General features: G+C 45.3%; 10 protein-coding genes and 1 pseudogene. All 11 read left to right on the top strand.

Annotated elements, in window-relative coordinates; translation table 11 throughout:
* Positions 1 to 7: 7 nt before the first annotated feature.
* On the top strand, positions 8 to 667 hold the full coding sequence (locus tag ACLTOH_RS13290; protein WP_412222650.1) for a YkgJ family cysteine cluster protein: 660 nt from the start codon (positions 8 to 10) through the stop codon (positions 665 to 667).
* Complete coding sequence (locus ACLTOH_RS13295; RefSeq protein ID WP_412222651.1) at positions 651 to 2,411, top strand: methyl-accepting chemotaxis protein; 1,761 nt, start codon at positions 651 to 653, stop codon at positions 2,409 to 2,411. The genes ACLTOH_RS13290 and ACLTOH_RS13295 overlap by 17 nt, the downstream gene beginning before the upstream one ends.
* Positions 2,398 to 3,888, top strand: a complete 1,491-nt coding sequence (locus tag ACLTOH_RS13300; RefSeq protein WP_412222652.1) for an AAA family ATPase — start codon at positions 2,398 to 2,400, stop codon at positions 3,886 to 3,888. Before ACLTOH_RS13295 ends, ACLTOH_RS13300 begins: the two co-directional genes overlap by 14 nt.
* 83 nt (positions 3,889 to 3,971) lie before the next feature.
* The gene (locus ACLTOH_RS13305) at positions 3,972 to 4,547 is read left to right on the top strand and encodes a cysteine hydrolase family protein (protein WP_412222653.1); all 576 of its coding nucleotides are present in this window, start codon (positions 3,972 to 3,974) and stop codon (positions 4,545 to 4,547) included.
* A gap of 53 nt (positions 4,548 to 4,600) precedes the next feature.
* The gene (pncB, locus tag ACLTOH_RS13310) at positions 4,601 to 5,815 is read left to right on the top strand and encodes a nicotinate phosphoribosyltransferase (RefSeq protein WP_412222654.1); all 1,215 of its coding nucleotides are present in this window, start codon (positions 4,601 to 4,603) and stop codon (positions 5,813 to 5,815) included.
* Between the two features lie 36 nt (positions 5,816 to 5,851).
* On the top strand, positions 5,852 to 7,075 hold the full coding sequence (locus ACLTOH_RS13315) for an acyltransferase family protein (RefSeq protein WP_412222655.1): 1,224 nt from the start codon (positions 5,852 to 5,854) through the stop codon (positions 7,073 to 7,075).
* Positions 7,062 to 7,559: a DNA-deoxyinosine glycosylase gene (locus ACLTOH_RS13320; RefSeq protein ID WP_412222656.1), complete on the top strand. Its 498-nt coding sequence runs from the start codon at positions 7,062 to 7,064 to the stop codon at positions 7,557 to 7,559. The genes ACLTOH_RS13315 and ACLTOH_RS13320 overlap by 14 nt, the downstream gene beginning before the upstream one ends.
* Positions 7,560 to 7,844: 285 nt before the next feature.
* Entirely contained in the window at positions 7,845 to 10,379 is a 2,535-nt protein-coding gene (locus ACLTOH_RS13325; protein ID WP_412224243.1) for a hypothetical protein, read from the top strand.
* Positions 10,364 to 10,528 (top strand): hypothetical protein, encoded by a 165-nt coding sequence (locus ACLTOH_RS13330; protein ID WP_412224244.1) that lies wholly within the window; start codon positions 10,364 to 10,366, stop codon positions 10,526 to 10,528. The genes ACLTOH_RS13325 and ACLTOH_RS13330 overlap by 16 nt, the downstream gene beginning before the upstream one ends.
* Positions 10,529 to 10,578: 50 nt before the next feature.
* On the top strand, positions 10,579 to 10,851 hold the full coding sequence (locus tag ACLTOH_RS13335) for a hypothetical protein (protein WP_412224245.1): 273 nt from the start codon (positions 10,579 to 10,581) through the stop codon (positions 10,849 to 10,851).
* 480 nt (positions 10,852 to 11,331) lie between these two features.
* Positions 11,332 to 13,420, top strand: a pseudogene (locus ACLTOH_RS13340) (DEAD/DEAH box helicase family protein); the annotation flags it as partial.

Consider the following 13,420-nt stretch of genomic DNA (forward strand, 5'->3'; position numbering starts at 1 on the left):
TGTAGATATGAAGCGAAATGTAAGTCTTGCGGAGATATCCGACGGCCGATTATACAAAGCAAATGATATGGTGAAAGCGGATTGCGGTGGTTGCAATGGCTGTTCCCGGTGTTGTCACGGCATGGGCAATTCCATTATCCTGGATCCCTATGATGTTTACCGGATGACTACAGGAATGGGGAAAAGCATGCAGGAGCTATTAGCGGCATCGGTGGAGCTCAACGTGGTGGATGGTGTGATCTTACCGAATCTGAAAATGCAGGGGACCAAGGAAGCCTGCGCTTATTTGGATGAGGAAGGAAGATGTAGCATCCATCCGTACCGGCCTGGAATCTGTCGGCTGTTTCCGCTAGGAAGATATTATGAAAACGGAGGATTTTCCTATTTTCTCCAGACCGGGGAATGTGCGAAGGAGAACCGCAGCAAGATAAAAGTCAGTAAATGGATCGATACTCCGGATCTGACGAGAAACCAGCAATTTACCCTACAATGGCATGACCTGTTACATGCCATGGAAGAGAGACTGACAGGAGAAGACGAAGGGAAACAGCAGGAGGAAAATCTGCTGCTGTTGCGTCTGTTTTATTTATTGCCGTACAAAGGGACAACAGATTTTTATTCACAGTTTACGGAAAGGATGGAATATTGGAATGAACAGATCAGATAAGTTAAGTAAGCTCCCCATCGAAAAGCGGTTACTGAGTGTATTTCGCAGAATTTCTCTATTATTAAGTGCAACAGGTATTATTGCCTGTGTCGCCATGGGAATCGTCAGTTACCAGTATTCCTATGCGTTGCGCCATTACGGTTTCGCACAGGGTGACATCGGTAAGGCGATGATCGTTATCGCGGAGATGCGGAGCGAGACCCGTGCCGCCATCGGCTATGATGACGATACGCTGATCGCTAATGCAAAAAATGCCCATGACATGACGGCGGAACAGCTGGATACCTATATCAGTGCCCTGGAAGATGATATGATCACGGATGAGGGAAGAGCTACCTACCAGCAGATCAAGGATGGCGTAGCTTCTTATCAGCAGATCGAGGCACAGATACTGGAACTGGGAACAGCTTCCGATCCTGCTAAGCGGATGCAGGCACAGCAGATGGCAGGCGAACAGATGGATCCCGTGTTCCAACAGGTCTATGCAGATATGACGAGCCTGTTGGACAGCAGTGTAACGAACGGAAATGCCATGGAAGCCAAGCTGAATGTTTTCCGTGTGGTTATTTTTATCGTAATCCTTCTGATCATCGGAGTAGGCTTTGCAGGATCTGAAAAGGCGGGAAAAAGAATAGCCAAAGGAATCGCCGGACCGCTGAAAGCGCTGGCAGACAGACTGGATGGCTTCGCAGCAGGTGATCTGACATCTGATTTCCCCAAAGTGGAGACAGAGGACGAAATGGCAGCGATGAACCGTGCGGCTACAGCAATGGCGACAAACCTCAGGATGATCATCGAGGATATCAACCAGGCATTAAATGCTATGGCAAACGGCGACTGGACAGTGAAGTTCCGTTATCCTGATCTCTATGTGGGCGATCTGGATGAACTAAAAGAAGCGCTGAGAGATATTAAGTATAAGATGAATGAGGCACTGTACAATGTCAATGAAGTATCCGGACAAGTATCCATGGGTGCCGGAAGTCTGGCAGATGCGGCGCAGTCTCTGGCGGAGGGCGCAACCGAACAGGCAGGAGCCGTACAGGAGCTTCAGGCGACGATTACCAATATTACTTCTATGGTAGACAATACCGCAGAACATACGAAGAATTCCAGCAGACAGGCACAGGAATACTCTGCTAAGGCGGATGAAGGACGTACCGAAATGAATCATCTGATGGAAATCATGGGGCGGATCAACGAGACTTCCGAGAAGATCAGCAACATTATCGGTGAGATTGAAGATATTGCAAGCCAGACCAATCTGCTGTCCCTGAATGCTTCCATTGAAGCGGCCAGAGCCGGAGAAGCAGGCAGAGGCTTTGCTGTTGTGGCAGACCAGATCGGTAAGCTGGCAGAGCAGAGTGCCCAGTCCGCAGTCAATACCAGAAATCTGATCGGCGATACCCTGGAGGAGATCCATGCCGGCAATGAAGCTGTGGATCATGCATCCCAGACCTTAAGTGTTATCGTGGACGGTGTCCGCAAGATCGCACAGGATTCCGAGGAACTGACCCAGATCGCAGATACCCAGGCGGATGCCATGAATCAGGCAGAGAGCGGTGTGAACCAGATTTCCGAGATCGTACAGTCCAATTCTGCGGCAGCAGAAGAGCTCTCTGCTACCAGTGAGGAACTGTTGGCGCAGTCTGAGAATATGACCAATCTTGTAAAACAGTTCAAACTGATCGATGAGGAGAAGATTCAGGCGAGAAAAAAGGAGGTTAAGCATGCCGGTATTTGATTTCAGCAGTACTCCGGAAAATGAAAAGAAGCAGGATCCTATATGCACCTATACAACGTTCCGCTCCAATGAGGGATCAGCCTCTGCGGAGAAACCGATTTTGATTCTGGATAACAGCAGTAAAAAATGGAACCATCATGCCGTAGGTGTATTCGGTAATCAGAGCAAACGGACCAATTTCGAATTTAAAGAGGAAGGCAGCAGCGCTTATGCCGATATTTTACAGATTGATGCCCGTTTTGTCAGTTTGATCCGCTGGCTTGGTGAGAACCACATTAATGTGCGTCTCTCCGGAGAAAACAGGAATGACGGCTATGCAGTATATAAGATCCGTGAGACAGCTTTCGGTGGGGGCACCAAGCTGTCTGCAGAGGATGGATTTTTACAATTCATGATGGAGCGGCTGTTTTTAAGCAGTGCTCCTGCGGAAGAAGAACAGGGCGAGGACGAAGGGGAAGACGGCGATGATATGAAACTTACCAGCCTTCAGAGTATCTCCGATTTCATGACCTGTGCCGGAAGGACCATGCCGGAAAATATCCGCCTGTGGGCCAGAAGAAATCTGGCAGTGGCCAGATCCCATGAGGTGTCTCCGGAAGAGAGAAGACATGCCCAGAGAGCGCTGTCCATCATGATGAACATTCAGTGGAAGGGCAATTACTTCGAAGCCATTGATCCGGTGGAAGCCAGACGGATCCTGGATGAGGAATTGTACGGCATGGAGCGGGTCAAACAGCGTATCATGGAGACCATTATCCAGATCAACCGTACCCACACTTTACCAGCCTATGGTCTGCTTCTGGTGGGACCGGCGGGAACCGGTAAATCTCAGATCGCTTATGCGGTGGCAAGGATCCTGAAATTGCCCTGGACAACATTAGACATGAGTTCCATTAACGATCCGGAGCAGCTGACCGGAAGCTCCAGAATCTATGCCAATGCCAAGCCGGGCATTATCATGGAGGCTTTTTCCATGGCGGGAGAGTCTAATCTGGTATTCATCATCAACGAGCTGGACAAAGCGGCCAGCGGCAAAGGTAACGGCAATCCGGCGGATGTACTGCTTACCTTATTGGATAATCTGGGATTTACGGACAACTATATGGAATGTACCGTGCCGACCTTTGGGGTCTATCCGATTGCAACGGCTAACGATAAGGAGCAGATCAGTGCCCCGTTAATGTCGCGTTTTGCAGTGATCGATATACCGGATTACACACCGGAGGAGAAGAAGATCATTTTCTCCAGATTTGCCTTGCCAAAGGTGCTGAAAAGGATTGGACTGCAGGCAGACGAATGCACACTCACCGAAGAGGGACTGGAGGCGGTGGTGGAGATCTATTCCAACACCAGTGGAATCCGTGATCTCGAGCAGGCGGCGGAGCATCTGGCAGCCAATGCCCTGTATCAGATCGAAGTGGACGGGGTAAAGGAAGTTGTATTTGATGCAGAAAAAGTGAAGAAATTATTTCTATAAGTAATAGAAGCAGGTAGTCGCAGGATGCGGTTGCCTGCTTTTTGTGCAGACTATTATAGAAAAACGAGTAGAGGAGAGGGAACATGGCAAAGAAAGTATTAGTGATCACGGATGCACAGAACGAATTCATCACCGGAGCACTGGGCAACAAGGAGTGCGAGGCAGCGGTAAAAAATATCATTGCTGCAGCCGAAAGCGGGGAATACTATAAGGTGATCTTTACAAAGGATACCCATACGGCGGATTATCTGCACACCCAGGAAGGAAAGCGTCTGCCCGTTCTGCACGGACAGGAAGGTACAGAAGGATATAAGATCCATCAGGATATCGTGAAGGCGGTACAGGAGCATTATGCACCGGAACAGATCCTTACGGTGAAAAAGCCAACCTTTGGCAGTCCGGAATTCGGAAAACTATTAAAAACCATCTGGGAAGAGGTGACGGCAGCAGGAGAGGCAGCAGAGGGTGAATATCCCATGGAAGTGGACTTTACCGGATTCTGTACCGGAATCTGTGTGTTAAGCAATGTAGTCATGGCAAAGGCATTTGTACCGGAAGCGAGAGTGTGTGTCATTGAGAAGGCCTGTGCCTGTGTGACTCCGCAGACCCACCAGACGGCGATTGCTGCCATGGGACCGATCCAGGTGGATGTGATTTAGAGAACATATCCTATTTACATAGCTGTGAATCTAAGAGAGAAAGAGGAAAAATCATGACATTACCACAGATCATCAACAGTTTACTGGAAAACGATATGTATAAGTTCTCCATGGGACAGTGCATTTACCACCAGTTCAGCGCGTATAAGACTACATGGACGTTTAAATGCAGGAATACAGATGTATTTTTTACAACGGAGATGGTGGAAGAGATCAAGGCGCAGATCCGGGCCTATTGTGACTTACGTTTTACGGAAGAGGAACTGGCTTATCTGGAGAACGTAAAATGGATCAAGGGTTCCTATGTGGATTTTTTACGTTTGTGGCAGCCCAGATACGAGGATTTTGAGATCGGCACGGAGGCGAACTGCGGTCTGACCATCGAGACCAAGGGCTCCTGGCTGAATACTTCTATGTATGAGATTCCGACGCTGGCTATTGTTAATGAAGTATTTTTCCGGATGAATTATGATTATAACAGACTGTATGCCTCCTTCCGGGAGCGTCTGGCAGACAAGCTACAGAAGCTGGTGGACGGAACGTATTGCCTTGGAAATTTCAGTGAATTCGGTCTGAGACGCCGTCTCTCTGCAGAGGCACAGGAACTGGCAGTACAGGAGCTGGTGGGGCATAATAAGGATTATAAGGACTCCGCCTGCATTGGTACCTCCAATGTCTATCTGGCGAAAAAATGGAATGTGACACCGGTGGGTACCATGGCGCATGAATGGATCATGTGTACCGGACAGGGCAATCACAAGCACAATCCGGCGTATTCTAACTGGTATGCCCTGGATGCCTGGGTGAAGGAGTATGGTGTATTAAACGGCATCGCCCTGACGGACACCATCACCACAGATTGTTTCCTGAAGGATTTCCAGCTGACCTATTCCACCCTGTTTTCCGGAGTGCGGCATGACAGCGGGGATCCCTTTGCCTGGGGCGAGAAGCTGATCGCCCATTATGAATCCCTGGGAATTGATCCGAAGCGCAAGACCCTGCTGTTCAGTGACAGTCTGGACTTTGCACGGGCGGATGAACTGCGTAAGGCATTCCGGGACCGGGTGACCGTGGCTTTCGGTATCGGAACCTATATTGCCAATGATACCTGCGAGGAACCGCTGAATATTGTCATGAAGACCACTGCCTGCAACGGCATGGATGTGGCAAAGATCTCCGATACTCCCGGCAAGGAAATGTGTAAGAATGCGGATTACGTGGATTATCTCACCAGATGTATCAGATGGAGACTGGAACATGACAGATAGGAAGCAGCAGAAAATCAGAAACGGCGGGAATACAGCATGGATGAAAAAAACAGAATAGAAAACAGAATCGGTGTGCTGGATGGAATCCGTGCCATGGCCATCGGGATGGTAGTGTGGTTTCATTTCTGGCAGCAGACATGGCTGACACCGTATCTTCGGATTCCAACAGAGTACACAAAATATATTGGAATCACAGAGATCAACCTTGCCGGATGGGTCAGGTATGGATTTATTTTTGTGGATATGATGATCCTGCTCAGCGCATTCTGCAATTTTTATCCTTATGCAAGATCTATTGTTCTGGGAGAGGACTGGCCGGATACGAAGACATTTTACAGAAAGAGGGCAGCAAGAATACTGCCTTCTTACTATTTTATGTTGGCGATCGATCTGTTTTTCTATATTTTACCGGGACATAAATATCGGAATGTGGGAGCATTGTGCAAAGATATTGTGACACATGTATTTTGCGTTGCACCAAATTGGTCGGACACTTATATATTCACATCTTTTAACGGCGTGTTATGGACGGTACAGATGGAAGTGATCTATTATCTGCTGCTGCCGTGGATCGCAAGATTGTTCCGCAAGTGGGCCTTTGCCACTTATAGTGTGATGTTGATGATTTCCGTTACAAGTACCGCGGTAATTCTGAACTGTTTTGCGGGAAAAGAGAGAAATTATGGAAATAATATTCTGACGTTTATGGGAATCTATGCCAATGGCATGCTTTGCTGCATCCTGTATGTCATGTGGAAGAAATATGTGACAGAAAATAAATACTCGCGGCTGGCAGGAACAGTGATCTCTGTTTTGTGTATTTTTCTGATGAACGGGATGATTCATAAATACGACGGGGATGTGAATCTGCAGGCAGTTCAGCTGCAGAGCCGGCTGGTGCAGTCGTTTCTGTTTGCATTGTTCCTTTTCAGTACGGCCTGTGCGGGAGAATATTATCAGAAACTATATTCCAACCGGGTGGCATCACTTTTTTGCAAATTTTCCTATAATCTGTATCTCTGGCATCAGATGATTGCCGTCTGGCTGAAAGAAAAAAGAATTCCTTATTGGAGCGGGGATACGCCGCCAAATATGACAGGTGACCGTGTATGGCAGTGGAAATATCAGATACTGATTATCGTGGTGTCTGCGGCGGTGGCGGTAGCGGTTACTCTGATTGTGGAAATTCCTGCGGCCCGATATCTGCTGAAAGACAGGGACAGCCATAAGGAAGAAGGAAAACAGCATGACAGGATATGAACATATTGAGCACACGTTTGCACCGGTGTACGATGCGGATTCGCTGGTGCTGATCCTGGGAACATTGCCCTCGGTGAAATCCCGGGAGAACCATTTTTATTACGGACATAAGCAGAATCGTTTTTGGAAAGTGATGGCAGATCTGTGCGGGGAACCGGTGCCGGAGACCATAGAGGAGAAAAAGAAAATGCTACTGGCTCATCACATTGCCGTCTGGGATGTAATCCAGAGCTGCGATATTAAGGGATCCAGCGACAGTAGCATCCGCAATGTGGAGCCGACGGATATTCGAGGGATTCTGGCGGAATCACAGATCACGCGGATCTATGCCAACGGTAACAAAGCAGGAGAGCTTTATCGAAAATATCAGCTGCCCCTGACCGGCATAGAAGCCGCGGTGCTGCCCTCCACCAGCCCGGCCAATGCGGCATGGAGGCTGGAGAGTTTGTGCGAAGTGTGGCGGGAGACGATAGTACTTTTATAATTTTTGAAAAAACGACAAAAAATGAAAGTACTATTGACAATTCATGAGATGTTTTATATAATTTATGAAATGATACCAAAGGTATCAAAAGCAAAAGGGGATTATCGTATAGAAGAGACCGCGCATCTAATAAGGATGCGCGGTCTGTTTTTATATATGGCATATAGTAAAATATAATTTAGTAAATCATGATTGACTAAATTATAAATTAGCATTATGGTAAGGATGCGGAAATGGAGGGCAAGGGAAACTTGTAGATAGCGGAGAAAGGCCTGGTAATATAAATTGAGCAAGGAAAATGTGGATATAAAATGTGAATTGATACCCTATGATGGGTTTATCGGCTCAAAAGAATTTGATTTTGATAAAGCCATTTATGATTTGAATAGTCAGATTGAATTATTATCAAGCCAGGCGGATAACTTGGATTATGTTGTCGCAATTGCAAGTGGTATTGCTTGTGGCCTATTGGACATTCTTTGGGTCGGAGAGTTTGATCTGACGAATGGACGCAGTATTGCCAGTGATAAAGTGGATGCCTTCGTAAAAAAGACAGCAGAAATGTTTGAGGGCGAGAAATTTGATGATGTAAAATCCGCAGTGAAAGCGTTGGAGAAACGATTCCCAATTCCGAGTGATGGAAATACACCTGATTTCGGTGGTGGACTGCAACATCATCTGAGAGATTTTGCTCACCATCCAACAATTGTAGGTTTGGCATTCTCTTTATTAACGCAGTTTACGGAAAAATCATATGGAACAGATGTTAACGGGGTATTCCTTGTTGTTGATGTTCCGGAAAAAAGCAAGCCTTTCATTGGAAAGGATGTACCGCAGAAGATTTTAATGGGAACTATAACATGGTTCTTCCATCTTGTAAGTGATGTTGCTGGGTCAAGCAGCACGGCGGGTGTTACCGGTGGTACGGGAATTCCTGGACCAATCCTTGCTTTGGCAAAGGAGATTTCGGCAATACTGTTTTTCAAGGATATAAAGGTCGATGATGATATGTCATTGTCTCTCTTTCTTTCAAAGTTGTTTAACGGTACGCTTATGATGCAGCGTGATGAAAATGGACAGATTATCAAGGAGTCCGTTGTTAAATTTGATTTGCGTGGCGAACTTGGTGTTGCTGTGGAATTATGCAAACAGGCTGTTCCGGTAATTGCTAACGAGTGCATTGTGCGTGCATTTTATTTTATAAGACGACTTGCAATGGCAATGAAAGAAAAATGTGTGAGTTGCCTTGCAGACATGAAGAAGATTGACTGGAATTCTGTTAAGCCCGCAAACAACCCGACCATTGCACGTATGCTGACTGTTTCAACGGGGGTATTTACTGCACTTGATATGGGTGAGGCAATTGCAACACAAAAATATTGGGTATCCATTAATTATGTAGGTGTGGGAAGATTTGCGGTTGCTATCGGTTCTGATGTGAGTTGGGGACTTAAGGCTCGAAATGTTAAAAAGGTTCGAGATGTGTATGAGAATATAAAGCAGCAGACATTCAGAAAGGCCGATGCAGATATCTATAAAAGAATAGGAGCAGACATGGATATACAGATGGATAAACTCGGTCTTTCGTTGGAGCAGACAGAGATACTTTATAACCTTGAATATTACAAAACACTCAATGATATAGAGCGTACCAACATTCCTATAACCAGAGAAGGCGTTAAAGAACTGAAAACTACATGGCTTCAAGACTGGGCGAAGTTTATCTCTGATGGTTTTGAGAGTTTTACACAGGTTCCTGGAGCGAAAATGCATTGGTACACTATGGATGAATTGCAACAGTGCATTGCCGGACAAAATCCTAATGAACCGTGGTATCGATTAATTCTTCTTGAAGCAATGTTGTTTGAACCGTATTATCCGCTTGGAATGGAGAAGGATAAAAAAGGTAATGATGTACCGTGCAAAAAATACAAGCATCTGAACAATCCGATTAACGGTTTCAAAAAAAGCGAAGGTGACCGATTCCTAAACGAGCAATTTACGGGCAAGTATTGTGAAAAAGAATATGTAAAACGATTGCGTAAGTCTTATGACAAGCGAATGAATGAACTTAATGAGGTCCTTAAGACTGTGATTACGTCTCTGTCCATCACTGCGGTTATCTCAATAGTTACTGTTGCAACTGCGGGTGCCTTTGCGGGACCGATTGCTGTGGCATTGGTAGGCTCAAATTTTGCCGGGCTTAGTGGGGCAGCATTGACCAGCGCCTGTCTTGCATATCTTGGTGGAGGTGCTATAGCAGCAGGCGGTGCTGGAATGCTTGGTGGAACAATTGCTATCGTTGGCGGCGGAGCTGCACTTGGAATAGGGGTTGGTGCCGGAGTCGGTGGTGCTGTTGGTTCAGCAGGACTTTTAGGTAAGAAAAATACCATTATGCAATCGGCAAAATTGCTCACTTCTGTACGAGAAATTTTCCTTAATGATGAACACGATGTCGAGTTTTCTAACAGCGTGTATGAGCAATATCTTCAGAATATTACTGAAGTCGAAAAGGGTCTTGTGGAACTCAGATTAAAGAAAGATGTTGCAAAGGGCAAAGAGAAAAAAACCATTGCAGAATCTATAAAAAAGGCAGAAGAATCTGTGGAAGCAATGAAAGTTGCCCGAAAGAATATGCTCAAGTACAACAGCTCTTTTGCGGAAGGAAAAATACCATTATGCAATCGGCAAAATTGCTCACTTCTGTACGAGAAATTTTCCTTAATGATGAACACGATGTCGAGTTTTCTAACAGCGTGTATGAGCAATATCTTCAGAATATTACTGAAGTCGAAAAGGGTCTTGTGGAACTCAGATTAAAGAAAGATGTTGCAAAGGGCAAAGAGAAAAAAACCATTGCAGAATCTATAAAAAAGGCAGAAGAATCTGTGGAAGCAATGAAAGTTGCCCGAAAGAATATGCTCAAGTACAACAGCTCTTTTGCGGAAGGCTTGCAGGTACAACGATAAATTGCATTGAGAAATGGGGTGGATAATAACACTGAAATCGAGGTGAGAACATGGCAAAGAAGAATAACGGAAAAGATTTTCTGTTTTCTGATGACTGCGGATTTATAAATGGTGATGATGAGGGTGGAGAGTCTTATCGATATTCTGATGGAAGTGGATACTATCACGGTGCTGATGGAAGCGAAGGATACATTTATTCTGATTTGACATTCATTTTGTTGGGAACAAATATGGACCTTGCAGAAAAGAAAAATGATGTGATGAAGATGCATGCTGACAGGAAACAGCCAACAGCAGATAAAAAGAAAGAAGCGGTGATTTAGCCGCTTCATATGTAACAAGCAGGAAAGCGGCCAATTTAGGCTGTTTCAGAATGTAGACAAAGAACGTATTAACAATCAAAAATGGTATATTTAAAGAAGGATGCCAATGCTCTACCTATATATTCGATTATTTCTAATATAAGGGATACAAAGAAAAATCATAAACAACAAAATATGAGAAGGTATTACGTTCCGTTTAAATATGATTTGGAGTTTGTTTTATCTGCAATTACTATGCACAATTTGAAGGATAAAGAAATGTATGCCCGTATTAAATTTTCTGTAGATATAAATAAAATTCTGAAAGAAAAAAGGAAAAAAGATGTAAGTGAGATAGATAATTTGTTAACAGATATTTTTACAAATTACTATAAAATTGAGATTTTGGAACAAAAAATAAAAGTAGTATTAAGTAAAGGGACTTTTATCGGAAGAGGAGTATGCTTCGGCAAGGGAGAGTACCTTAAATGCCCATTATACAAGCTACAGGAAGCGGTCAGCCATATTGACGGAGAGATAGAAGCGGTGGAGCTGGATGAGCTGGCAGATGAGCTTGCGGATGCCACCATTCCGGCGGACCCGGATGTCAAGAATTACAGCTACACTCTTGTGGACGATAGGGTGTATTACCGTGAAAATTCCATTATGAAGCCTGTGGATATGTCCGATTCCATGCAGGAACGTATCAAGGGCATGGTGGGTATCCGAAATTGTACGCAGGAGCTTATCAATCTGCAATTAGAAGAATATCCGGATACGGTAATCAAGGAAAAGCAGGCGGAGTTAAACAGTTTATATGATGCTTTTTCCAAGAAACACGGTCTAATCAATTCGCAGACCAACAAAAGAGCATTTAATCAGGACAGCAGCTATTGTCTGTTGTGTTCTCTTGAAAAATTGGACGATGAGGGCAATTTCAAGGGCAAAGCGGATATGTTCACGAAGCGTACCATTAAAAAGGCAGAGGTTGTCACAAGTGTGGATACGGCAAGTGAAGCATTGGCAGTATCCTTGTCGGAAAAAGCAAGGGTTGACCTCGATTACATGGCAGAGCTGACCGGAAAAGATGTGGATACGGTAAAGGAGGAGCTGACAGGAATTATATTTCAGAACCCATTGATGGATAAATGGGAAACAGCGGATGAGTATCTGAGTGGAAATGTCCGTGACAAGCTGGAAACAGCAAAGGTCTATGCAGAGAGCCACCCGGAATACGCCGTGAATGTGCAGGCACTTACACAGGTACAGCCGAAGGAACTGGATGCTAGCGAGATTGAGGTGCATGTCGGTGCCACATGGATTGCCCCGAAGTATATTGAGGATTTTATGAGGGAGACCTTTGAAAAGCCGCAGCATTTGTTAGACAGGAATGTCGTAGGAGTCCAGTATTCCGATGTGACAGGACAGTGGAACATAAAGGGCAAAAATGCGGACTATGGAAATTCCCTTGTAAATATGACCTACGGTACAAGCCGGAGAAATGCCTATACCATTCTGGAGGATTCCCTTAATTTAAAGGACAGCCGTGTTTTCGATACCATAGAGGAGGACGGCAAAGAAAAGAGAGTCCTGAATAAGAAAGAAACCACCATTGCATCACAGAAGCAGGAAGCCATAAGGGAAGCATTTAAGGACTGGGTGTTCCGTGATCCGGAACGCAGACTGGTACTTGTGGCAAAATACAACCAGCTTTTCAATTCAACAAGACCAAGGGAATATGACGGTTCACATCTGAAATTCCCCGGCATGACACCGGATATTGAGTTGAAGACCCACCAGAAAAATGCGGTGGCTCATGTACTTTACGGAGATAATACCCTGCTTGCCCATTGTGTGGGAGCCGGAAAGACTTTTGAAATGACAGCGGCAGCCATGGAGAGCAAGCGTCTGGGATTATGTCAAAAGAGTCTGTTTGTGGTTCCGAACCATTTGACGGAGCAGTGGGCAAGTGATTTTTTGCGGTTATATCCCGGAGCCAATATCCTTGCTGCAACAAAGAAAGACTTTGAGCCTGCCAACCGTAAGAAATTCTGTTCCAGAATAGCCACGGGAGATTATGATGCGGTTATTATCGGGCATAGTCAGTTTGAGAAAATTCCGCTTTCACAGGAAAGACAGGTAGCCATTATTGAAAGGTAGATTGATGAGATAGAGCTTGCCATTGCACAGGCAAAAGCCGACAACGGAGAACGCTACACCATTAAGCACATGGAGAAATCAAGAAAATCACTTCTTACAAGGCTTGAAAAGCTGAATGATGCATCAAGGAAAGATAATGTAGTGACTTTTGAGCAGCTTGGCGTGGACAGGCTTTTCGTAGATGAGAGCCATAATTACAAAAATCTGTTCCTCTATACCAAGATGCGAAATGTGGCAGGAATTGCACAATCAGAGGCACAGAAGTCCTCGGATATGTTTGCAAAGTGTCAGTATTTAGACGAGTTGACAGGCGGTAAGGGTGTGACTTTTGCGACGGGTACACCAATTTCAAACAGTATGACGGAGCTTTACACCAATATGCGTTATCTCCAGTATGGCACGCTCCAAAAGCTGGGACTGGGACATTTTG

The organism is Waltera sp. (genome assembly GCF_046969025.1).
Taxonomy (GTDB): Bacteria; Bacillota; Clostridia; order Lachnospirales; family Lachnospiraceae; genus Acetatifactor; species Acetatifactor acetigignens.